Raw genomic sequence first — 22,945 nt, forward strand, 5'->3', positions numbered from 1 at the left:
TACGAGGGGGGCGGCCGATCCGCGCGGGGTGACATCAGTCCACCTCGGCCAGTGCCTCCGCGAACTGGGCCGCATACAGCCGGGCATAGGCTCCACCGGCCGCCAACAGCTCCTCGTGCGTGCCCTGTTCGACGATCGATCCGTTCTCCATCACCAGGATCACGTCCGCGTCCCGGATCGTGGAGAGCCGGTGGGCGATCACGAACGACGTCCGCCCGTGAGCCAGACGCGCCATCGCCTTCTGGATCAGCACCTCGGTCCGGGTGTCCACCGAGCTGGTCGCCTCGTCGAGGACCAGGATCACCGGGTCGGAGAGGAACGCCCGCGCGATCGTGATCAGCTGCTTCTCGCCCGCGCTGACCCCGGTCCCCTCGTCGTCGATCACCGAGTCGTACCCGTCGGGCAGCGTCCGGATGAACCGGTCCGCGTGGGCCGCCCTCGCCGCCTCCTCGATCTCCTCGCGGGTGACCTCGCGCGAAGCGCCGTACGCGATGTTCTCCGCGATCGTCCCCCCGAACAGCCAGGTGTCCTGGAGCACCATCCCGATGGACGACCGCAGGTCGTCCCGGGACATCCTCGCCACGTCCACCCCGTCGAGCGCGATCCGCCCGCCCGTCACCTCGTAGAACCGCATCAGCAGATTGACCAGCGTGGTCTTGCCGGCGCCCGTCGGACCGACGATCGCGACGGTCTGCCCCGGCTCCACGCTCAGCGACAGGTCCTCGATCAGCGGCCTGTCGGGCTCGTAGCGGAAGGACACCTTCTCCAGCGAGACCCGCCCGTCCAGCCGCTCCGGGCGCTCGCCGTCCTGCGGGTCCGCGTCCTGCTCCTCGGCGTCCAGCAGCTCGAAGACCCGCTCCGCCGACGCGACACCGGACTGCACCAGGTTGGCCATCGAGGCGACCTGCGTCAGCGGCATCGAGAACTGCCGCGAGTACTGGATGAACGCCTGGACGTCACCGATCGACAGCGCGCCCGACGCGACCCGGAGCCCGCCGACCACCGCGACCAGCACATAGTTGAGGTTCGAGATGAAGAGCATCAGCGGCTGCATGATCCCGCTGGCGAACTGGGCCCTGAAGCCCGCCTCGTACAAGGCGTCGTTCTGCTCGGCGAAGTCCCGCGCCGACTCCTCCTGCCGGCCGAACACCTTCACCAGGGTGTGCCCGGTGTACATCTCCTCGATATGGGCGTTGAGCTTCCCCGTCACCTGCCACTGCCGCACGAACTGCGGCTGCGACCGCTTGCCGACCTGGGTGGCCACGACCACCGACAGCGGGACCGTCACCAGCGCCACCAGCGCCAGCAGCGGCGAGATCCAGAACATCACGATGAGCACGCCGACGATCGTCAGCAGGGAGTTGATGAGCTGGCCCATCGTCTGCTGGAGCGTCTGCGAGATGTTGTCGATGTCGTTCGTCGCCCGGCTCAGCACCTCACCGCGCTTGGCACGGTCGAAGTACGACAGCGGCAGCCGCGCCAGCTTCGTCTGCAGGTCCTCGCGCAGCTGGAACACGATCCGGTTGATCACCCGGATCGACACCCGCGTCGCCACCAGCATCAGCAGCCCGGCCCCGACGTAGACCACCAGGGCCATCAGCAGGACGTTCCCCACCGCGCCGAAGTCGATGCCCTCGCCCGGGGTGAAGTCCACACCCGACAGCATGTCGGCCATCGACCCCCGGCCGTCCTCCCGCAGCCCCTCGATCACCTGCGCCTTCGTCGTGCCCTCGGCCATCTCCCGGCCGACCACACCGGCGAAGACCAGGTCGGTCGCCTTCCCCAGGATCTTCGGCCCGGCCACCGACAGCGCGACGCTCACCGCCACCGCGCCCAGCATCAGCCACAGCGAGGCCTTCTCCCGGCCGAACCGCTTCAGCAGCCGCTTGCTCGACCCCTTGAAATCCATCGACCGGTCGGTGGGCGCGCCCCCGGCCATCATCCGTCCGCCCGGACCGGCCATTACGCGGCCTCCGCTTCCGTCAGCTGGGAGAGCACGATCTCCCGGTACGTTTCATTGCCGTCCATCAGCTCGTGATGGGTGCCGGCGCCCACGAGCCGACCCTCGTCCAACACCAGGATCCGGTCCGCGTCACGGATGGTGGACACCCGCTGCGCCACGATCACCACGGTCGCCCCGGCCGTCTCCCGGCCCAGCGCCGCCCGCAGCGCCGCGTCGGTCGCGTAGTCCAGCGCCGAGAACGAGTCGTCGAACAGATAGATCTCCGGCCGCTGCACCAGCGTCCGCGCGATCGCGAGCCGCTGCCGCTGGCCGCCGGACACATTGGTGCCGCCCTGCGCGATCGGCGCGTCGAGCCCGTGCTCCAGCGCCTGGACGAACTCCTTCGCCTGCGCCACCTCCAACGCGTGCCACAGCTCCTCGTCGCTCGCGTCCGGATTCCCGTACCGCAGATTCGTCGCCACCGTCCCCGAGAAGAGGTACGGCTTCTGCGGCACCAGGGACACCGTCCTCGCCAGCAGCGCCGGATCCAGCGTCCGCACGTCCTCGCCGTCGACCAGCACCTCGCCGTCCGTCACGTCGAACAGCCGGGGTACGAGCCCGAGCAGCGTGGACTTCCCGCTGCCCGTGGACCCGATGACCGCGGTGGTCTCCCCGGGCCGCGCCACCAGATCGATGTTCCGCAGCACCGGTTCCTCCGCTCCCGGGTACCGGAACTCCGCGCCCCGCACCTCCAGGTGCCCGTGCCGCCGCAGCTCGGTGACGGGCGCGACGGGCGGAGTGACGCTCGACCCGGTCCCGAGGACCTCCTCGATGCGCTCGGCGCACACCTCGGCGCGCGGCACCATCATGAACATGAAGGTGGCCATCATCACGGCCATCACGATCTGCATCAGATAGGCGAGGAACGCGGTCAGCGCACCGATCTGCATCCCGCCGCTGTCAATGCGGTGCGCGCCGAACCACACCACGGCGATCGACGACAGGTTGACCACCGTCATCACGGTCGGGAACATCAGCGCCATCAGCCGCCCGGTCGCCACCGACACATCGGTCAGCTCGGTGTTCGCGCCCCGGAAGCGCTTCTCCTCGTACCCGTCCCGGACGAACGCCCGGATCACCCGGTTGCCGGTGATCTGCTCGCGCAGCACCCGGTTCACGCCGTCCAGCCGCTCCTGCATGGTGCGGAACAGCGGACCCATCCTCCGCACGATGAGGCCGACCGAGACACCGAGCACCGGCACGACCGCCAGCAGCACGGCGGAGAGCGGCACGTCGAGGCCGAGCGCCATGATGATCCCGCCGACGCACATGATCGGGGCCGACACCATCAGCGTGAACGCCAGCAGCACCAGCATCTGGACCTGCTGGACGTCGTTGGTGGTCCGGGTGATCAGCGAGGGAGCCCCGAAACGCCCCAGCTCCCTGGCCGAGAAGGACTGCACCCGGTCGAAGACGGCGGCCCGCACATCACGCCCGAGGGCGGCGGCGGTGCGGGCCCCGAAGTACACGGCCCCCACGTTGCACAGCACCTGCACGACGCTGACGGCGATCATGAGACCGCCGAACTCCAGGATGTAGCCGGTGTCGCCCGTGACGACACCGTTGTCGATGATGTCGGCGTTCAGGCTGGGCAGGTACAGGGTGGCGCAGGTCTGGAGCAGCTGGAGGAGGACCAGCAGCACGATGGGTTTCTTGTACGGGCCCAGATGGGCCCGCAGGAGTTGTATGAGCACGCGCGTCTCTCGGAATCGGCGGCAGGCAGAGGCCGAGCCAGTTTCGCGTACGCCGTACGTCACGGGCGAACCGTTTTCCCCAAGCCCGGGTCAAACCTGGTGCGCGGGCGGGAGTCCGCGCGCTCGGGCCGCACGGGCGCGCGAACGGCCCCGGCACCGGGCACGCTCGTACGCCGGAGACGGACCCGGCCCGACCGGCGTACGGCGGGCGCCGGGGCACCGGAAGTGGCCCCGCGGCCAGGCGGATCCGACCGACCCGTGCGGGCGCTGGAGGAGCAGGACGCCAGCGAGGAGGGCCCTGCGCGGGGTGCGGCGGGTGTGCGCCCCCGGCCGGGAAACGGGCCCTACGCGGGGTGCTGCCCACCGAAGGCCCCGGGGTGGATCTGGTCCCGGGTCGCCGTGTACTGCTGCCGCACCGCGCCGCCCACCGCCAGCTCGTCGCCGGGCTCCAGCACCTGGGCGGCGGCGCCCTGCCAGGGCGGGGGAGTGTGCGGGTCGAGGGAGCCCTGCGAGACCCCGAGGGCCCAGGCCGCCTGCCGGGCCGCGCCGATCGCCGCGTACTGGGCGGGCTGCGGCACCACGACCTGGCTGCCGAACACCGCCGGAGCCAGCGCCTGTACGGCGGGGAGCTCGGCGGCGGCCCCCAGCAGGAACACCCGCCGCACCTCCACACCGCGCCCGCGCAGCACGTCCAAGGCGTCGGCGAGCGAGCACAGCATGCCCTCGAACGAGGCGCGCGCCAGGTGCTCCGGCTTCATCGACTCACGCCGGAGCCCGCAGAGGGTGCCGGCGGTGTGGGGAAGCTGAGGGGTGCGCTCCCCTTCCAGATAGGGGAGCAGGACGAGTCCCGAGGCGCCGGGCGTCGACTTCAGGGCGAGCGAGGACAACTCCTCCAGCCCGTCGAGACCCAGCATCTCGGCGGTGCCGCGCAGCGCCCGCACGGCGTTGGAGAGGTGGACGACCGGCAGGTGCATGCCGGTGGCGTCGGCGAACGAGGTGATCATCCCGCTCGAATCGGCAAGGGCCTCGTGGTGCACCGCCATCACGGAACCGGAGGCCCCCAGCGACACCACCGCGTCACCCACGCCCACCCCGAGCCCGAAGGCGGCGGCCATGGTCTCGCCGGTGCCCGCCGAGATCAGCAGGCCCTCCGGCGTCATCCCGGCGGAGTCCGCGGGCCCGAGCACCTCGGGCAGCGCGGCCGAGTGCCCGAGCGCCAGCTCGACCAGATCGGGCCGGTAGGAGGCGGACCCGGCCGACCAGTACCCGGTGCCCGAGGCCGCGCCCCGGTCCGTGGTCCGACGGGCGGGGCGGCCCAGCAACTGCCACACGAGCCAGTCGTGCGGCTGGAGCACGGCGGCCACCCGCTGGGCGTTGTCCGGCTCGGTCCGGGCCAGCCACCGCAGCTTCGCCACCGGCTGCGCGGCGCTCGGCACCGCCCCGACGGCCTCGGCCCAGGCCTGCCGACCGCCCAGCCCGTCGACGAGATCGGCCGCGGCGACCTGCGCCCGCCGGTCGTTGCCGACCAGGGCCGGGCGGACGAGATTGCCCTGCTGGTCCAGGGGGACGAGCCCGTGCTGCTGGGCGGAGACCCCGATGGCCTGCACACCTTCGAGCAGCCCGCCGGAGGCCGCCTCGCCGAGCGAGAGCAGCCAGGCCTGCGGATCGACCTCGGCGGCCTTGGCCTCGACCGGATGGGCGGCGTACCCCTCCCGGAGCACGGCGCCCGAGTCCGTGTCGCAGACGACGATGTGAGAGAAGGCGGAAGAACTGTCCAGCCCCGCGACTATGCCCATACGAAGATTCTGCCGCACCACGGGACCAACCCGGAACCGCCCCGCGCCCCACGGGCCCCGCCGGACCTCCCGCTCCGATCAGGCCGGGCTCGCGGGATCCGGCCTGATCCGAACGGCGACCCTAGGTGTTGGTCGTCCCCCAGTCGTCCTCGAAGCCGTTCTGGCTGCTGCGGTCGCGCAGCGACCGGACCCGCTCGGCGACCGACGCGGGCACCTTGTCCCCGACCTTGTCGCTGACCGAGTGGTACGCCTTGCCGGCGATGTCCCGCCCGCTGTGGGCGGCGCTCTCGGCGGCGTTGCGCACGGCGGGGTTCTCCGCGAACTGCCGGGCCGACTTCTTCAACTGCTCGTAACGCTCGCGCCCGGCTCGCGTGCCGAGCACGTAACCGAGGGCCACTCCGGCGATGAACGTGAGCCGGTACCGCATGGCTGCCACCCTTCCTACGCTTGGTGCGACGTGTGCAGCCCGCCTACCCGCGAGCACCCGAGATCACCCCGGGCGATACCGATTGGCGGAGCACCCCCCTGCTTGCGCTAATGTATGTGTCGCAGCGAACGCGCGCCGCCCGGCAGCCGCCAGGCAGGTACGATTTCGAGGCAACGCAGCAATCCCCTGTAGCTCAATTGGCAGAGCAGCCGGCTGTTAACCGGCAGGTTACTGGTTCGAGTCCAGTCGGGGGAGCGCGATCCCCTGTAGCTCAATTGGCAGAGCATTCGGCTGTTAACCGGAGGGTTACTGGTTCGAGTCCAGTCGGGGGAGCGGAACGGGAGAGGACCCTTCGGGGTCCTCTTTCGCGTGCCCGCCCGCACCCCTCCAGGGTGGTGCCCGGGGCCTCGGGGTGACTCTTTCGGGTCTCCCCGGCCTTGACCGCAACCGGGCAGCACGCAGCGACGTCCTCAAGATCAGGAGAAGCCGGCCAACCTGAGCGAGAGATCGTATGACCGGCTATGCTGCGGCAGACGGTGCGCACACTTGTACGCGCCACGCCGAAACGGGGCGGTAGCTCAGCCGGTTAGAGCAGCGGACTCATAATCCGTCGGCCGTGGGTTCGAGTCCCACCCGCCCCACCGAGCGTCCCCAGGCAGAATCGTTCTGACCTGGGTAAACGCGTTTTTCACGGTCATATTGCGTTAGGTGTTCGCCTCACGGTGGTGTGGCGGACGAGGGTCTTCATGTGTCGAGAGGGCTTCCTGCGTGGCTGTGACCTGGACCTTTCCGGTCTCGGCGCCGCGGGATGGTTAACAGCGGTCCCACGGCCCTCCCGTGAGGGGTTCACCTGCACCTAGCATCCGTACCCGTGGTTCCCCGGCGAAGTGGTCCTGCTTTTCGGGTTGCGGCCAGGCCAGGGGTGTGGTCGCCGTGACTGTGTCTTGCGGGTGTCTGTCGGCGATCGGGTCGCGTCTTCCTCGTGCGTGATGGCCCGCGCAAGGCAATGTTGGTGATGTATCGTGCTTATGTACATCACGGACTCTCGGTGAAAGGTGGCTGGCATGTCTGTTACCCAAGTCGATCTCGATGACGAGGCGCTGGCCGAGGCGATGCGGCTCATGGGTGTCTCGACGAAGAAAGAGACGGTCAACGGGGCTCTGCGGGACTACGTGGCGCGCATCAAGCGGTTGGAGGCTGCCGAAAAGCTGGTCGCGCGGGGTGAGCGGGGCGAGTTCGAGGCCGCGGCTGCGGCGCATGCGGCTTCCAAGCGCGCCCGGCGGGCAGCCTTCGAGTGATCACGTACCTCCTCGACACCTCCGCGCTCTGGCACCTCTTTCGCACGCCGGGGGCGTTGCTGCCCTGGGAAGGGCACATCGCCGCGGGCGTGTTCCACATCTGCGAGCCCACGAGGGCGGAGTTCCTCTACTCGGCCACCAGTCCGGCCCACCGCGACGAGTTGGCCGAAGAGGTGGATGCTCTCTGCCAGTCCTCGCCAGTTCCCAAGAACGCATGGCGCTGGGTCGATACCGCGCAGTACAAGCTCACCCAGCAGGGACAGCACCGGGCCGCCGGGCCCATCGATCTTCTGGTGTGTGCGACCGCGGTTCATCACGGCCACACCGTGCTCCATGTCGACAACGACTTCGCCACGGTGGCGGCGGTCCTCAAGGAAGTGCAGCAGCGGGACGTGCGCGCCTGACGATGTCCAAGTGGGTCGCCGTGAAAGGCTGGCTCATTGCCCTCAGCCTGTTGCCCGCGTGAGACGAAAGTACCTGCGCCCCAGAGCGCGGCCCTGTAAGACTTTCCCCGCGCACCCAGCCGGGGATGCTGGTACGCATCGCGATTCCAGGGGGCGTTTCATGGCGGCACCGCACACCACATCCGACCAGCCGCAGGACCGGGGCATTTTTGACTGTGACGAGGCCCACCGGAGCCCACTTCGCTCTGACTATGAGCGGATCTTCGATTCCGGTCTGGTGGTGCTCGACACCAATGTGCTGCTCAATCTCTACCGCTCGAACGAGAGTACCCGCCGGGACATGCTTGCCGCCCTCGCCAGGCTCCGCGAGCGACTGTGGATCCCACACCAGGTGCTCACGGAGTTCTGGCGCAACCGCGAGTCGGCGACCGTACGCCATCACCACGCGACCAAGGCCAATGAGGCGGGCACCGCACTCGACAAGGCGGTCAAGGCGGCCCGGACAGCAGTGACCACCTGGCTGACCGCCGTTCAACTCAAGGATGACGAAGAGGCTGCGCAGCGGACTGACCAAGACCTGACCGAACTCACCAAAGCGGCCGACAGCCTCAAAATGTTCATCCGGGCACAGGCGGAGTGCGACGCGCTCAAGGAAACTGCCACCACGCACACCGACCCGGTGCTCAACGTCCTTGAACCGCTTTTGCACGGGCGGATCGGCGAGCCGCTGCCGCCGGACGAGTACGACAAGGCCGTGAAAGAGGCACAGGAGCGCGCCGATGAGGGGATACCGCCGGGACACGAGGACTTCCGCACCAAGGAACCTGAGCTGGCTGCCGGTGATTACCTTCTGTGGGTCCAGCTCATGGCGGAGGCCCGGCACCGTGGGCGCGACGTTCTGCTGGTCACCGGGGACGTGAAGAAGGACTGGTGGACCAGTCGCGGATACGACATCCCGCCACGCCCCCGTGCCGAACTCCTCCTGGAACTGCGGGAGCACGCCCGGGTAGACCTCTACATGCTCACTCCAAGCGAACTGCTCCGCTGGGCCGAGGAACTCCTCGAACTGAACGTGGACGAAGGCTCGGTCCGCGACCTGGAGCAACTGGGTGAGGCATCGGCCGCCGAAGACTTCGAAGAGGGGGCCTGGACGGCGGAGTCGCTAACGGTGTTCATGGACGAGTTGATGAGGCGCTACCCATCCCGAGTCAAAGCGATCGTTGCAGCTGCGGCGAACGGCGGGTTTGTGGACAGGGAGGCGGTGTACGAGCTTGCCGGCTATGACGAGACACGCAGACTCCGCGGCTTCACCCAACCGATCGGCACCCTGTCGAGGGATTTGCAGGCGGTAGGAGCGCTGACGGGTGGAGAGCCCTTCCTGCTGACCACCGTCTACGGTCACGCCGTCGACCCTTCCTGGGCGAAGGGATTCCGCATTCCCAGCGCTGTGATTCCCCTGCTCCGGAGCAAGTACGAAGGGGGCAGCCTGTGGCAGACCAGAGACAGCGGAGAGGCTGGGAGCGAACCTTCCGACAGGGCCTAGTAGGGCTTGGTCATGTGCGGTCTGTGATGGCGTGTCTTCTTGATCGGTCGTGTCGTTGACTGGGTCTGCTGGGTGAGGAGTTGGCTGCGGCCCGGTGTGATCTGGAGGACTTCGCGGCGGAGATGTTCGAGCCGTTCGCGCGAGCGGATCAGCGTCGGTGGGGCAGGGTCTATCTGCGGGGCCTGCTGCTGGACGGTGCGTGAAAGTCGGTGGAGCCGATGGCCGCCCGTCTGGGCGAGGACGGTAACCGGCAGGCGCTGGCCCACTTCGTCACCTCCAGCCCGTGGGACGCGGCGCATGTGCGGGCCCGGCTGGCCTGGCGCATGCAGCCGGTCATCAAACCCACCGCGCTGGTCATCGATGACACCGGGTTCCTCAAGGACGGGGACGCGTCGGCGTGCGTGACCCGGCAGTACACCGGCACCGCGGGCAAGGTCACCAACTAGTTTCGCTTCATCTGGCTTCCAACGGCGCCTCGGCGGCGGTGAACTGGCGGCTGTTCCTGCCCGGAAGCTGGGATCCTGCCTCCCCGAAGGCCGACCGGGCCAAGGTGCCCGCCGTGACAAGTGCGCCATCCCGGCCGAGGTGGGGCATGTCGAGAAGTGGCAGCTGGCCCTCGACATGATCGACGAGACGCGGTCCTGGGGCATCGAGGCATCGAGAACGACTACCGCGAGATGAAGCAGGCCCTCGGCCTGGCTCACTTCGAAGGCCGGACCTGGCCAGGCTGGCACCACCACGTCACCCTCGTCTCGGTCGCCCACGCCTTCTGCACCCTGCAGCGACTGAGCCGATCCCCAAAAAAGAGACGGCGCCGGCCTGAGCCTCTACCAAGTCGTCCGCGAGCTGCAGATCCTCCTCGTGATCTGGACCGGCGCCTGCCCCACCTGTCACCGCGACATGCCAGACCCCGCACCAACATGGCACTAGCCACTCTGCACGGTTCTCAGCCGCTGTTCCCAGTCGCAGGTGTGCTGGTTGCTGGCAGGAGTGGTTGTCGCAGGTATGGCAGACGGTCGGGCTGTCGATACTTCAGCCGAGCCGAGGGATGACACCGTGCGCGAGCTGGTACCCATGAAGATGGCCCGGCACCGTGCCGCGCCGCGTCCTGCCCGGCCGCGAGGCGGCCCTGAAGCTGTCATGGCCGGTGCTAGAGATCCCGCCGAAGAAGAACCAGCAGTCCTCGGTTGACGAGGTTCGGTAGACCTTTGCCCAGTACCGGGCTTGAACGGACTCCTTGGTCAGCCAGACCGACCACTCAACGGTCGGTAAGGGCACAGGTGTTGGCTCACCGATGAGGGCAAGCTGCTTATCAACACGAACGGGCCCGGGCCCGAGCCCGTTCACAGCGGCAAGCGGGAAGAGCCCGAGTCCGCGGTCGTTCTCAGACGGCATTAGCCCGGCTACCGTCCGCTGTGCCGACCGGGACCGGGATGCCCGAGGTCAAGGAAACCGCATCCGCCACATCCGCCCGAAGGCTTGCGGGCCCGGGTGGGACTGGGCCGCGTGGCGCGGGCCCGCAGCGATTCGATGATCTTTTTCGCGCGAGCGGCGGTAACAGGCTTTGCTTCGCGTTCCAGTTCTTCCGCCGGCACACCCAGAAGCTCCGAGACCAACTCGGCGTTGTTGTCGAACAGCCGCAGAGCTACGGCGGCGGCTTCCCGCGTCGCGACGTCGGCCTCGTCCTTTGCCCGTGCGGCCTTCACCGCCCCCTCGCGGGTGGTCAGCACATTGGCCGCAGCCATCTCCCGGGTTTTCGCCTGGAGCGCTTCGACAGCGCGAACTCGCCGTCGTAGCTCTGCTCCGCTCACCGATGCTGCTGGAGTCGTGCTCACTCGTGCTCTCAATTCTCCGAAAACGCTGCTCATCGTGCGCACCGTAGGCACAGGTCCGCGGACGTTTCGAGCCAGATTCGGTGCGGGACAGGGGAGCGTCGGCAGGGGTGCCGAACTCGATGTCAGCAGCAGATGCGGTGTGGGGCTCGCGGTGGCCGACATGCTGCCCCGGCGCGCGACTTCTGATCCTCCTGATCGGTCAGTCTTCGCATACGAACGGGCTCGGCCACCACGCGTCCATCGGTCGGATCGGACGTCACCCACGTCCAACCCGCCACAAGGACCATCCCGGCGAAGCTGTGCGGTCACAGCATTAGATCCCGTAGGTCTTCCTGTACTTCTCGAGGATCTCCTTCGCCTGGCCCTTCATCCGCCGATCCGCCCGGTCCTGTGCTACCTCCGCGATCTCTTGCGCAGTGAACCCGAGGTTCCGGAGATGGTTCAGAGCGATGCTCACGACGTCGACGAGCTCGCGGGCCGCCGCTTCACGGTCACCTCGGGCGAGGTGCTCCTTCAGCTCCTCGAACTGAATTTGAGTCGCTCGCTCGAAGTGCTCCAGCGGCTTTTGGGCGATCTCTTGTTCGACCTCGATCCATGCATCCCATATGCCTTGGAAGGGGCCCAGTTGCTCTGACACGGTTCACCACGGATTCGTCGGACGGGTTGAAGGTCAGGAGCCGAGGCCTCCTGTCACCAGTGGCAAGGCGATGAAGAGAACGCCCAGCGCGGCCAGTGTGATCGCGCGGGCTCGAGAGAGCCGGCGGACCTCCACCTCGCTGATCTTCAGTCCCTCGCCGATCAGGGAGACGAGAATGCACAGGGCTCCGATCACCTGAAGAGTCAAAACTCCCCCATGTGTTCACGCGTGGACTCCGCTGGAAGGAGTTCACTCTCGTGTGTGTAGAATTACACATAGAGGTGCGTACGTCTACTCCTTCAGCTGTGCTGTAGCGCGCAGAGCGTGGACATCGTGCAGGATGAGCGTCTGGCGCCCCGTGCTGACCAGCCCTTCTTCCCGAAGGTGGCGGAGTGCCGCAGCGACTCCTTCCCGCGAGGAGCCGATCCGGCTCGCGATGTCCTGCTGGGAAAAGGCGACGTCGATCAGCCAGTCGCCTCCCGTCTGCTCGCCCATCTCCTCGGCCATCGCCACCAGCCATCGGGCCAGGCGGACCTTGACGCTGTGCCGCGCGAGGAGAGCTCGTTCCTCGTCGGACTCGCGGCGGCGGATGACAGCGCTGCGGTACATCTCGGACCACAGCTTCTTCTCGTTAATGAAGCGGAGGAGGGTCTCGGCCGAAACGTCCACGCCGGACACCTCGGTCAGGGCGCGAATGCTGGCGGACCGAACCTCGGACATGAGGACGCCTTCGTCGCCCAAGACGACGCCCGGGCCTCGGGTCGCGAGGAGGATCTCCGAGCCGTCTCCGGCCTTGCTCACAATCACGTGCCCCTTCTTGAGGAGGAGAACGGTATGGGACGGATGGCCCTCCGTGAAAATCGTCTGCCCGGCCTGGAAGGTGACCGGGGTGCCGAGACTTTCCAGCTCACGGAGCTGGCCCTCGTCCTCAAGTGGTGATGTCGCATCCTTCTGCATGGTTCGAGTGTAGTTCTGCGCATAAGGATGTGTAGAAATACGCTGGCACGGCTCTTTTGTTCATGCCGTACTCGCACGCGGTCACGACGACGGCGGAAGTTGCAGCGCTCACCGCGCTCCTCCCCTTGGCACGCCGTGGGAGAGATCACGGGGAGGGCGCTCAACTCTCACGCCCTCCGGCATCACGAGCGGCCTTTCCAGAGGGACGTGGTTCCGTGGCAGACCGATGCTGGCCAGGCGTTCGGCGTTCATGGCGTCGTCCGTGCTGGCGAAGGCGTTCATGTGGGGTGCTCCCGCTTGTCGAGTAGTTGGCCTACAAGAGGGAACTGCCAATCCGCAGCGCCCGGAATGGGGTCAAGGGCCGGGGGGTGGTCAAGGTGGTCAAAGATCGTCACCGGTCGGTTGGTCGGTACGGCGTCTTCGTCTTCCTCAAAGGCAGCCTTGTCTGCTGGAGCCGTCTCGGGAGGACCGACCGTGATCGCGTTGCGAGGTCTTGGCACGGAAGCCGAAGCTTCGATCTGGGTGGCTGTGGGGCATCTTCCCTGCGCCAGGCGATAGTTGAGCACTACACTGAACTAGTGCTCGTCCCGCGCTGCCTGACAGGGCGGGACGGCCAGTGGGTCGGAGGCGTCCAGCCTTCAGGGATCGCTCCGGTTATCTTGTGGCAGGCGCTGGCCCGTTGCTTGAAGCGTGAGATCACTCCACAAGAAGTCGGATTCGCAGCCGCCACCTCACCAGCGCAGGAAGCGCTGGACCGGCGCGTCGATCCTCTGATCGCGCTGAGCGACTTGGGGAGTGGCGTGGACACGGCTGCAGGGGATCACGGATGCCGGTCCGGAAACCTTTGCCGCCCCACTCGATCGTCGCCACGTGAAAGGGCGGCGGCACTCGCCGGAGCGTTGGTACGCCCGAATCACAGCTCGCGGCCGGCGGGCGTCGGCGGCGCCGCGACACCTGAGCAGCGGTCGGGGGCGGTTACGGGCGACGGCGGCCCCACGCGGAGATCATCGGGGCGGTGGCCAGGTCGAGACGGCCAGTGGCAACGTTCGCCAGATGGCGGTCGATCTCCTCGTCGGTGGCGATTCCGTTTCCCACCAGACGGTGGCGGATCTGTCGCACCGTCGCATCCTCGAGTACCGCGCACGCCGGCGAGGTGATCGGGAAGTACGCGTCCGCCTGCACATCGTCCAGACCGGCTTCGCGGAGCACCCTCCTCGGCAGGGTCCGCCCGTACGCGAGGTCCGCGCCGCGCGCCGCCATCAGGGTGCGGAAGCCGGACCGCAGCCGGTTGGCGAGACGCTGTTCGGGACCCGACTCGTCCGGGCACAGCAGCGGCTGCAGGGCGGGGTCGGCGTCCTCCAGGAGCAGCCAGCCGCCGGGCCGCAGCGCCTGGACCGCACGGCGGGCCCGCGAGAGGCGCGAAGCATGCCGTTCGAGCTGACGACAGAGATTCGCGCGCATCATGGCGGCGGCACGACCAGGGGGCCGGGCCGGGCCGGGGCGCCGTGCGCCAGACGTTCCGACGCGAGACGTCCGCCCGCATGACCGGGCGGGCGTCTCGCAGGTGACGGCACGGGCCGCGTGCGGGCTGTCGCGGTCTTGCCGGGAGACAAGCGTCGCTTTCCCGCAGGAGGGATGGTCCTCCACCACGGAACGTGACTACCGCAGGGAGCCCAGGCCGTGAGGACTGGACCGCTTCACAGGGGCTCGGGGTGCCTCAGCGGCAGGAAGGGGAGGGTTGCCTGCAGCGGTCCCGTGCGGCCGAAGGCCCGCGATGAACTGCGGTGTGGCGAACACCTAACCGATAGCCACCCGTGCGGGATCGAGCCGGACCCAGTCGGATGGAAACGGGTGACTATGCCCGGTGTTTCGGCATCATCGCAGGTGAGAGGCGTCACGCTTATGGGTTCGAGTCCCACCCGCCCCACCGTTCGATCTCGTGGAGAACCGTTTCTACCCGCGGGAACGCGAGAACGGGGCCGCCACTCCACAGTGGCGGCCCCGTTCATCCGTTCGGGTCACGATCCGGCGGCGGGCTCCCGGCAGGCCGCTGATGCCTCGACCGCCTTGGTGTAGGCGGTGAGGAGCTTCTCGATGGCCTCGGGGTCGTCGATGCCGGTGTCGCGGGTCTCGACCGCTATGTAGAGGTCCTGCTCCGGGTGTTCCGATGTCTTGCAGGAAGGGACGGTTCTGCCGACGCCCGCCTGCCCGCTGTAGATGAACCGTTCGTCGTCGGACATCGTTCCGTCCTTCGTGCCGGGGTACGCCGGCGCGACCGCTGCCGTGGCCTTCCCCTCACTCCACCACGCCTGAGCGAGGCTGAGAACCAGCTTGTCGTCCACGTACAGGTTGCAGCGGATCGTTCCGCCGTTCGGCTTCTGAGTGGCGGAGGTGAGGGAGTCGCCGCCGGGCAGCGCGGCTTTCACCAGGGCGGGTTGCACAGCGATGCCGCACAAGGAGCTGGGCACGGTGTACGCCTTCTCGGGCGGTTCGTCGCCGGAGCACGCCGACAGGGTGGCGGCGAGGGCGACAGCGGCCGACAGGGAGCTGACCCTGCCGCTGAACCGACGACGCCGAAGTGTTTCATGGGCAGACAACGCGAGAAGCCTTTCGATACGGGAGTGGGGAGACGCGGCAGGCGCCGGCCCGAGCATCTGATCAGATGTCCGTCTTCAAATGGGGGTTCATTTGCTCGGTGCTCGTACTGGCGGCCATGAACCCGTCCTGCGTGGACCTGCGCGCCTTCTCATCGATGCTGATGTCCATCAGGTCGTCACGGCCGTGCGACTTCGCCGCTGCCTCCACAGCTTGCTCGGTGTACTCCGAGTTCTTTTCGACGCCGCTCTCCCACAGTTCGCCCATGACGGGGCCGGCGTTGTCCTTGGCCTTCCCCTCGGCGTCCTTGAAGAGGGATTCGAGGACCATGCTGCTCACCGTCTCCGCCGCACCGCCGGCCACCGCGCCGCCGACGGGGCTGGCGACGAACGACGTGCCGACGCCGATGCCCGTACCGATCCCCCCGGAGATGGCGTTCTTCCACTGAGCCACGGACTGTTCGTACTTCTTGTCGGCTTCCTCGGCTTCGCCGGCGACTGCCTCCTGGCGGCCCATGGCCAGCGTGCCGGACACCTCGCCCGAACCATGGGCGATCTCACGGATGGCGAACTCTGTGTCCTTCGAGTAGACCTTGTCGGCCGGCAGGTCCGGGTTCATGTGGTAGTCCATGAGGTTCGCCATGTACTGCTTGTTGGCCACCTCCACGGCCGCGTACCCCTCGGCGTTCTGGCCCACGGTGAGCAACAGGGCGTTCACATCTCGGTGGTTGAGCTGGGCGGAGCTGCCGGCGACGGGGAACAGTCTGTCCGTCTCCCCGTCGGAGTCGTTCGTCATGGCCCGGTTGATGTCCGGCAGGTACTCCGAGGTGATCTGCCCGATGCTGTCGGTCATGTAGTTGTGCTTGGTGAGTCGTTCGTTGTCGTCCGCGACGGAGGCCACGAGCGACTCGAAGAGCTTGGTCTGCCCCTCGTTGTGGGCGGGTGTGTCCCTCGTCGGCAACTCGCCCGCGGGGTGCCCGGTCGTGGCGGCCTCCAGGGCGAGGGCGAGAGTGTTGCGGCCGGTGATGTCGTCGTCGCCCTTGAGGTCGGTCTCCTGCGGCCACTCCCGCTCCTCGAAGAGGTACTGGAAGTTGGAGAGCGGGATCTTTCCGTTCTTGCCGTTGCCGTCCGTGTCGCGTTCGAAGGGGGAGTCTTCCTTGGAGACGTACTCCTGGTTGAAGAAGTCGGTCGCCGCGTCCGGGCTGTTGGACAGCCCCTTGAGGTAGCCGGTCAGCGGGTCGTTGCCGCTGTCCCCGCCGATCCTGTTGAGCCACGGGTCCGATCCCATGCGCTGCCACGCCATGTTCTGGTGCTCGCCGTTGCCGGTGAGCCTGCGTTCCGTCTCCATGAGCTTGGTGCCGTAGCTCTTGAGGAACTGATCGTCGTAGTCGCCGGTCCGCATCAGATTGCTCATGACCTGGAACCCCATGGGGCCCGCGCCGTCCCGGCCGATGGGCTGGTCGCCGAGCTTGATCATGTTGCCCTTCCAGCTCGTCATGTCGGCGGAGTCGCTCTGGGTGGCGGTGGCGAGCGTGAGGCCGAGATTGCGCTGGAAGTCGTCCAACTCGTCGAGCCGTTCGCCGCCGACATGCGGGTTCACGGCGTAGTCGCTGATGCCCTCCCAGAGCTCCAGGGTCTTCTTGGGCCCGAGCTGAGTGGCGAACCGCTCGGCGAACAGCGGGTCGTTCTTGTACTTGTCCAGACCGTTGTTGATCTTGTCGAAGTCGGCGGGCGTGAGGTCCTCGGGGCTCTTCGCCGCGATCCTGGCGAGGCTCTCGGCCGCCTCGACGGCTTCGACGGCGGAGTCACGGTCCTTGTAGGAGGCGTCCGAGAAGCCCATCTTGGCCTGGTCGGCGATCGCGGTCAGGACCTTGCTCGCCGAGTTGTCGCTCTCCGTGGCCTTCTTGAGGATGCCCTGCACCTCGTCCCGCAGCGCGGTGACATCGCTCTCGTCGTGCTCCGGAACGGACGTGCCCTTCGCCGCGCGGTCCGGGTGGATGTTCATCGTGACGGTGAAACCGCCGCCGCCGGTACTGGTGACGGTCAGGTTCTTCCGGGCCCCGCGGCTGATGGCTTCATCCAGATCCTTCTTGTACTGCCGCAACTCGTCGCGGGTGTCGGTGAGGATCTTGTGGATGGTGTTGGCCTGGGTGTGGGCGTCGGCGAACTCACCCGCGGTCTTGCCGACGAACTCCTTGGTGACCTGGGCGTTCAGGCCGGCCCAGTCGGCCGAGTTGGCCGCCTTGCGCAACCCGTCCTGGGCCTGCTTCTTCAGTTGCGCGAGGTTGCGCACGAGCAGACCCCAGTCCGTGACCGCCTCGTCGAGCGTGGCGAAGTTTCCGAAGCGCAGCGCGTCGAGATCCATGAGTGGTTGTTTCTCCTGTACGTCTCGGGGGTCGCGCCGCTACTTCTTCTGCTCGTATGCCGGGTTCTTCTTGCCCGGCTCGCCGACCCGCTCGTCGAACCCGGCGTCCAGGGTGTCGATGCTGCTCATCTGGCGTTGGATGTAGTGGTGGTCACCGGCGTGCACCTTCTTGGTGACCTGCATGTGGTTGGCGATGTGGGCGCACGCGTCCATGAGTGACTTCAGCTGTTCGTCCCACCGGTTCGCCACGTGCTTGAGTCCACCGCCCAGTGCGAAGCCCTGGCCGCTGAGGTCACCGGCCGCCTTGTCGCTGCTGGGGACGGCCACCCGGGCCTTTCTCCAGAGCTGATCGTAGAGTTCGTGCGCCTGACTGCCGATCTTCACCAGATCGCCGTTGCTCACCTTGAGATCGCCGGTCTGTCCGGGCAGGGGCGCGGAGCCGCCGCCCCCGGGGTCGAGCTGGTTCAACTGCATTCCGGTGGACTGACGCTGAACGGCATCCGCCTTCAGCTGTTCCCACTCGTCCCACGCCATGAAGAACCCTTCCCCCAGCTCACCCGTTGTGGTTGGTCGCGCCCGGTGGCGCCTCTGCTTCGAGCCAAGCTAGCAACTCGACCGGGTGTTCACGCGGGGCGAAGTCGGATCCCTGGAGGGCCGTTGTGACCATCGTGTGGAGGGTTCGGGAACGCCACTCCGAAGTGTTCCGTATTCGAGCGTTTAGCTCGCCTTTGCGTCGTGTGAAGCCCTGGCGCGGGGTCGACGCCTCACCGGCAGGCCGCTGCCCCCTCGACCGCCTTGGTGTAGGCCGTGAGGAGCTTCTCGATGGCCTCAGGGTCGCCGATGCCCGTGTCGCGCGTCTCGACCACGATGTAGAGGTCCTGCTCCGGGTGCTCCGACACCTCGCAGGACGAAACGGTCTGACCAGTCGGCAATCCGTTCGGTTGTCCCAGCCAGTCGCGGTGCTGACCCGGCCCCTGGATCCGTCGGGAAGGTGCGGGGCTACCATCCCCTGTGACCGAGTCAGCCGAACCGCGTGCGCGACGCACCCATATACTCGCCGACCTCACACCCCTGCGGACCTCGCCCGACTACCGGCGGCTCTGGGTCGGGAACACCGTCTCCTGGATCGGCCAGGGCATGACGGCGCTGGCGGTCTCGCTCCAGGTCTACGACATCACCGGGTCCGCGTTCTCCGTCGGGCTCATCGGCTTCTGCTCGTTCGTGCCGCTCGTCGTCTTCGGGCTCTACGGCGGGGCCGTCGCCGACACCGTCGACCGGCGCAAGCTCGGACTGTTCAGTGCCGTTGGGTCGTTCGGGCTCTCCCTCGTCCTGGTGGCGGCGACCGTCGTCGGCATCGAGCAGGTCGGGCTGCTGTACGCGATCGTGGCACTCCAGGCTGTCTGCTTCGCCCTCAACGCCCCGGCCCGCTCCTCGATGATCGCCCGGCTGCTGCCGGCCGGACAACTGCCCGCCGCGAACGCGTTGACGAGCATGACCAGTACGACGGGCACCCTCGTCGGCCCGATGCTGGGCGGCCTGATCGTCGGCTGGTGGGGCTACCGGGCCGCCTACACCGTGGACGCCCTCTGCTTCACCGCCTCCCTGTACGCGATGTGGCGCATGCCCTCGATGCTGCCCGACCGCAAGGACGGCGAGGCGGGCAAGCGGGCCTCCGTCCTGGACGGGCTGCGGTTCCTCGGAACCCGGCCGAACCTGCGGATGACCTTCTTCACCGACCTGTGCGCCATGGTCCTGGCCCACCCCCGCGCCCTCTTCCCGGCCGTCGCCGTCCTCTGGTACGGGGGCGACGCGCGGACCACCGGCCTGCTCGTCGCCGCCCCGGCCCTCGGCGCCCTGCTCGGCGGGGTGTTCTCCGGCCGGCTCGGCCGCATCCGGCGGCACGGGCTCGCGATCCTGCTGGCCGTCGGCTCCTGGGGCACCGCCATCGCCGTCTTCGGGCTCACCCGCAACCTCTGGCTCGGGCTGCTGTTCCTGGCCCTCGCCGGCTGCGCCGACACCGTCTCCATGGTCTTCCGCACCACCATGCTCCAGGCGGCGGTCCCGGACGAGATGCGCGGCCGGCTCCAGGGCGTCTTCATCGTTGTGGTGGCGGGCGGGCCCCGCCTCGGCGACTTCCTGGCCGGCTCGGTGGCGGACCTGGCCTCACCCACCCTCGCCGTCACCGGCGGCGGCGTCCTCTGCGTGGCGGCCGTGACCCTGCTCGCGCTGAAGTGGCGCGCCTTCGCCCGCTACGACGCCCGCGACCCGCAGCCGTGAGCGCGTTCTAGGTGACGATCGAGCGCGCGATCCCCAGCTCCACCAGGTCCTGCGGCCTCAGCCGCAGCTGGTCGGCGGTGGCGCCCGTCTCCTCCGTGGGCCGCTTGAGGATCGCCGCCGCCAACTCCGGGGCGATGACGGAGAAGTAGCTGTCCACCGTGACATGGGTGTGGTCCGGTGCCGCGAGCGCCAGTGCCCCGCCCGAGCCGCCCTCGCCGATCACCAGCGTCGTCACCGGGACCCGGGCCGCCGCGATCGCCGCGAAGGTGTCCGCGATGGCCGCGCCCGCGCCCGCCCGTTCCGCCTCGGCGTCGTTGGCCGCGCCCGGGGTGTCGACCAGGGTCAGGACGGGGAGGCCGAGCCGGTCCGCCAGCCGGATCGTCCGGGCCGCCGCCCGGTAACCGGCCGGGCGTGTCGGGGTCCCGCACTGGGCGACGTACGCCACGGGCTGCCCGTCCGCGCGCAGGCCGAGGCCGCAGAGCAGCCCGGGGTCCGTGGCGCCGGAGCGGTCCCCGTGGAGGGGGAGCCGTACGGCGAAGTAGTCGGCCAGGTACGCCTCCGCGCGCGGCCGTCGCGGATCGCGAGCCCGCTCCACCGCCTCCCGCCCGGTCTCCGGGAGCCGAGCCGCTCGGTTTCCATCGGCCGTCGGCGCCGTGCGGGCTCCCGGCGCCGTGCCGGCTCCCGGCCTCGTACCGGCCGCCGCCTCCGTTCCGGTCCCGGGGCTCGTTCCGGTCCCGGGGGCAGTGCCGGTCCCCGGGACCATGCCGACCCCCGGGTCCGTTCCGGTCTCCGGGTCCGTGCCGGTCCCCGGGGCTGTGCCGGCCGCCGGTTCGACACCGGCCCCTGCCCCGGCCTTCGCCCCCGCCCCCGGCAGCGCGCGCGGCACCGGCGCTGCGGGCAGGTCGTCGTGCGGCCCCAGCGCGCGCAGCCAGTGCGTCACCGTGCGGGCCAGCTCACCTGCCGGGACCACCGCGTCCACCTGGCCCGCCGCCAACTGGCCCTCGGCGCTGTACGCGTACGGGTCGGCGTCCGGCGGCCGTACCCGGGAACCGGCGAAGCCCACCTGCGCGCCCGGCAGCGCCAGCACCACGTCCGCGCCCGCCCCCACCGTGGCCCAGCCGCCGCCGGTCGTGGGGTCGCGGACCACCGCGATCTGCGGGAGCCCGGCCGCGCGCAGCCGGGTGGACGCGGCCGCCACCCGTTGGAGCTGGGTGAGCGCGACCATGCCCTCCTGCATCCGGCTGCCGCCCGTGGCGACCAGGGCGACCAGCGGGAGGCGGCGGGTCAGCGCCAACGCGTACGCGGCCGCCAGCCGGTCCCCGGTCCGGCAGCCCAACGAGCCTCCCAGGAAGCCGAATTCGAAGGAGAGCAGGACGCACGCGCGGTCTCCGACGACCCCGGTGCCGTAGAGCACGGACTCTTCCTCGCCGGTCCGGGCCGAGGCACGTTCCCGTGCCGCGTCGTATCCCGCCCAGCCGAGCGGACCGTCCGGCGGCAGGGGGTGCGGCGGCGGGCGGTGCTCGGTGAAGCCCGCCGCGCCGGTGAGCAGGGTGATCGCCTCCCGGGCCGTCGCGCGGGCGGGGTTCTCGTCAGGCACGGAGCGACCTCTTCATGATCTTGCCCAGGTCGTTGCGGGGCAGCGTGTCCAGGTAGCGCACGGTGCGCGGGCGCTTGTGCGGAGCCAGTTGGGCCGCCACCCGGTCCGCCAGCTCTTCGGCTGACGGCGGAGAGCCGGGGTCCGTCGCGACCACCCAGGCCACGACCCGCTCGCCGAGGTCCGGATCGGCCTCACCCGTCACCGCCACCTCCCGGACTCCGGGGTGCGCGAGGAGGACGTTCTCGATCTCGCCCGCGCCGATCTTGTAGCCGCCGCTCTTGATGAGGTCGGTGGCCTTGCGCCCGACGATGGTGACGTACCCGTCCGTGCCCACCGTGCCCACGTCCCCCGTACGGAACCAGCCGTCCGGCGTGTGCGCGGCGGCGGTGGCGTCGGGCCGGTTCAGATAGCCGGTGAACAGGTTCGGTCCGCGCACCTGGATCTCGCCGATCGCCCCGGGCTCGTCGAGCACCGCACCGTCGTCCTCCGCCAGGCGCAGCTCCACTCCGGCGAGCGGCGGCCCCACCGTGCCGGGGCGCGGTACGCCGTCCGCCCGGATTCCCGTGTTCATCAGGGTCTCCGTCATGCCGTACCGCTCGATCACCCGCCGCCCCGTCGCCGCCTCGATGCGCTCGTGGTCGTGCACGGGCAGCGCCGCCGAGCCGGAGACCAGGAGCCGTGCCCCGCTCAACGCCCTTCTCAGCGACTCGCGTTCGGCGTCGCCTGCCGACCCGTCCAGCACCTCCGCCAGCCGGTGGTACATCGTCGGTACGCCGAACAGCATCGTGCCCCCGGACCCCAGCTCCCGGGCCACGCCTCCAGGTGAGAACTTCCCCAGGTGGCGTACGGAGCCGCCGCGCCGCAGCGGGCCGAGGACGCCCAGGATCAGCCCGTGGACGTGGAACAGCGGCAGCGCGTGGACCAGCACGTCGTCACCGGTCCACCCCCAGGCGTCCTCCAGTGCGTCCAGGGACGCGGCGAGGGCCCGGCGGGGCAGGACGGCGCCCTTGGGCGGGCCGGTGGTGCCGGAGGTGTAGACGATCAGGGCCGGGGCCTCGGCGTCGGCCTCGTCCGGCCCGTATCCCTCCGGGGCCTCGTACGCCGTCCGCGCGTCCACCGTCACCCGGCGCAGCTTCTCCAGGGCCGGGGGCAGTTCGTCGTCCGGGCCCGCCAGCACGGCCGTGGGCTCGCTGTCCCCCAGGATGTGCGTCAACTCGCGTTCGCCCGTACGGGGGTTCAGCGGCACCGCCGGCACCCCGGCCCGCAGCGCCGCCACCACCGCGATCACCGTCTCCGGTGTCGGGGTGGCCCAGACGGCGACCCGGCCCGCGTCCGCGATCCGGGCGGCGAGGGAGTCGGCTGCCCCGGCGAGCAGGCCGTAGGTCAGGGAGAGGTCACCGAAGCGGACGGCCTCCCGGGAGGCCGCCGGGCCGGTGGGGGACTGGAGCGCGGGAAGGAGGAGGGTCACGCGGCGAAGCCTAGGGCTTGGCGGGCGCCCGGCCCTGGATCCTGCCGCCGA

Annotated in this window: 18 protein-coding genes, 3 tRNA genes and 2 pseudogenes; 8 read left to right on the forward strand and 15 right to left on the reverse strand. The window is 69.1% G+C overall.

The genetic code is table 11. The features are described 5' to 3' along the window. Positions 1 to 34 precede the first annotated feature (34 nt). From KME66_RS24615 to KME66_RS24630, 4 genes are all read right to left on the reverse strand, one after another. On the reverse strand, positions 35 to 1,963 hold the full coding sequence (locus KME66_RS24615) for an ABC transporter ATP-binding protein (protein ID WP_073217019.1): 1,929 nt from the start codon (positions 1,961 to 1,963) through the stop codon (positions 35 to 37). Then, positions 1,963 to 3,696 carry an ABC transporter ATP-binding protein gene (locus KME66_RS24620; protein ID WP_216326007.1) on the reverse strand — a complete coding sequence of 578 codons (1,734 nt, stop codon included), beginning with the start codon at positions 3,694 to 3,696 and terminating at the stop codon, positions 1,963 to 1,965. Before KME66_RS24620 ends, KME66_RS24615 begins: the two co-directional genes overlap by 1 nt. Before the next feature lie 344 nt (positions 3,697 to 4,040). Beyond that, positions 4,041 to 5,492: an FGGY family carbohydrate kinase gene (locus KME66_RS24625; RefSeq protein ID WP_073217023.1), complete on the reverse strand. Its 1,452-nt coding sequence runs from the start codon at positions 5,490 to 5,492 to the stop codon at positions 4,041 to 4,043. Between the two features lie 121 nt (positions 5,493 to 5,613). Then, entirely contained in the window at positions 5,614 to 5,919 is a 306-nt protein-coding gene (locus KME66_RS24630) for a hypothetical protein (RefSeq protein WP_006124242.1), read from the reverse strand. 182 nt (positions 5,920 to 6,101) lie between these two features. Between KME66_RS24630 and KME66_RS24635 the strand changes: the two genes are divergently transcribed. The 7 genes and pseudogenes from KME66_RS24635 to KME66_RS24665 all read left to right on the forward strand — a co-directional run. Continuing rightward, a tRNA-Asn gene (locus KME66_RS24635) sits at positions 6,102 to 6,174 on the forward strand. Positions 6,175 to 6,179: 5 nt separating this feature from the next. Then, positions 6,180 to 6,252: transfer RNA gene (locus tag KME66_RS24640), tRNA-Asn, on the forward strand. A 234-nt stretch (positions 6,253 to 6,486) separates the two neighbouring features. Continuing rightward, positions 6,487 to 6,560 (forward strand) — tRNA-Ile (locus tag KME66_RS24645). 423 nt (positions 6,561 to 6,983) lie between these two features. After that, positions 6,984 to 7,217 carry a type II toxin-antitoxin system VapB family antitoxin gene (locus tag KME66_RS24650; protein ID WP_028426397.1) on the forward strand — a complete coding sequence of 78 codons (234 nt, stop codon included), beginning with the start codon at positions 6,984 to 6,986 and terminating at the stop codon, positions 7,215 to 7,217. After that, on the forward strand, positions 7,214 to 7,621 hold the full coding sequence (locus KME66_RS24655; RefSeq protein WP_124265741.1) for a PIN domain nuclease: 408 nt from the start codon (positions 7,214 to 7,216) through the stop codon (positions 7,619 to 7,621). The genes KME66_RS24650 and KME66_RS24655 overlap by 4 nt, the downstream gene beginning before the upstream one ends. A 160-nt stretch (positions 7,622 to 7,781) precedes the next feature. Further along, positions 7,782 to 9,164, forward strand: coding sequence for a PIN-like domain-containing protein (locus KME66_RS24660; RefSeq protein ID WP_216326010.1), 1,383 nt, complete (start codon positions 7,782 to 7,784; stop codon positions 9,162 to 9,164). 122 nt (positions 9,165 to 9,286) lie between these two features. Beyond that, positions 9,287 to 9,967 (forward strand): annotated as a pseudogene (locus KME66_RS24665) (IS701 family transposase); the annotation flags it as partial. Positions 9,968 to 10,567: 600 nt separating this feature from the next. Here the strand turns inward: KME66_RS24665 and KME66_RS24670 are convergent. The 9 genes and pseudogenes from KME66_RS24670 to KME66_RS34455 all read right to left on the reverse strand — a co-directional run bounded on the left by KME66_RS24670 (position 10,568) and on the right by KME66_RS34455 (position 18,451). Continuing rightward, positions 10,568 to 11,032, reverse strand: coding sequence for a hypothetical protein (locus tag KME66_RS24670; RefSeq protein ID WP_216326013.1), 465 nt, complete (start codon positions 11,030 to 11,032; stop codon positions 10,568 to 10,570). Positions 11,033 to 11,312: 280 nt separating this feature from the next. Then, positions 11,313 to 11,636 carry a hypothetical protein gene (locus KME66_RS24675; protein ID WP_028428535.1) on the reverse strand — a complete coding sequence of 108 codons (324 nt, stop codon included), beginning with the start codon at positions 11,634 to 11,636 and terminating at the stop codon, positions 11,313 to 11,315. A gap of 33 nt (positions 11,637 to 11,669) precedes the next feature. Beyond that, on the reverse strand, positions 11,670 to 11,831 hold the full coding sequence (locus KME66_RS24680) for a hypothetical protein (RefSeq protein ID WP_161500150.1): 162 nt from the start codon (positions 11,829 to 11,831) through the stop codon (positions 11,670 to 11,672). Between the two features lie 96 nt (positions 11,832 to 11,927). Next, positions 11,928 to 12,593: a Crp/Fnr family transcriptional regulator gene (locus tag KME66_RS24685; RefSeq protein WP_216326016.1), complete on the reverse strand. Its 666-nt coding sequence runs from the start codon at positions 12,591 to 12,593 to the stop codon at positions 11,928 to 11,930. Positions 12,594 to 13,568: 975 nt separating this feature from the next. Then, positions 13,569 to 13,988, reverse strand: a pseudogene (locus tag KME66_RS24690) (SAM-dependent methyltransferase); the annotation flags it as partial. A gap of 623 nt (positions 13,989 to 14,611) precedes the next feature. Next, entirely contained in the window at positions 14,612 to 15,190 is a 579-nt protein-coding gene (locus KME66_RS24695) for a hypothetical protein (RefSeq protein WP_216326019.1), read from the reverse strand. 61 nt (positions 15,191 to 15,251) lie between these two features. Beyond that, on the reverse strand, positions 15,252 to 17,552 hold the full coding sequence (locus KME66_RS24700) for a hypothetical protein (RefSeq protein ID WP_216326021.1): 2,301 nt from the start codon (positions 17,550 to 17,552) through the stop codon (positions 15,252 to 15,254). 39 nt (positions 17,553 to 17,591) lie between these two features. Further along, complete coding sequence (locus KME66_RS24705) at positions 17,592 to 18,086, reverse strand: hypothetical protein (protein ID WP_216326023.1); 495 nt, start codon at positions 18,084 to 18,086, stop codon at positions 17,592 to 17,594. 230 nt (positions 18,087 to 18,316) lie between these two features. Continuing rightward, complete coding sequence (locus KME66_RS34455) at positions 18,317 to 18,451, reverse strand: hypothetical protein (RefSeq protein WP_301184503.1); 135 nt, start codon at positions 18,449 to 18,451, stop codon at positions 18,317 to 18,319. A 112-nt stretch (positions 18,452 to 18,563) separates the two neighbouring features. Between KME66_RS34455 and KME66_RS24710 the strand changes: the two genes are divergently transcribed. Then, a complete protein-coding gene (locus KME66_RS24710; RefSeq protein ID WP_216326025.1) occupies positions 18,564 to 19,829 on the forward strand; it encodes an MFS transporter in 1,266 nt (421 codons plus the stop codon). 7 nt (positions 19,830 to 19,836) lie between these two features. On the opposite strand, the gene KME66_RS24715 is transcribed toward KME66_RS24710, so the two are convergent. Beyond that, the gene (locus tag KME66_RS24715; RefSeq protein WP_216326026.1) at positions 19,837 to 21,426 is read right to left on the reverse strand and encodes a carboxyl transferase domain-containing protein; all 1,590 of its coding nucleotides are present in this window, start codon (positions 21,424 to 21,426) and stop codon (positions 19,837 to 19,839) included. Further along, the gene (locus KME66_RS24720) at positions 21,419 to 22,894 is read right to left on the reverse strand and encodes an acyl-CoA synthetase (protein ID WP_216326028.1); all 1,476 of its coding nucleotides are present in this window, start codon (positions 22,892 to 22,894) and stop codon (positions 21,419 to 21,421) included. The genes KME66_RS24715 and KME66_RS24720 overlap by 8 nt, the downstream gene beginning before the upstream one ends. Positions 22,895 to 22,945 lie beyond the last annotated feature (51 nt).

The organism is Streptomyces sp. YPW6, assembly GCF_018866325.1.
In the GTDB taxonomy this organism is placed as follows: Bacteria; Actinomycetota; Actinomycetes; order Streptomycetales; family Streptomycetaceae; genus Streptomyces.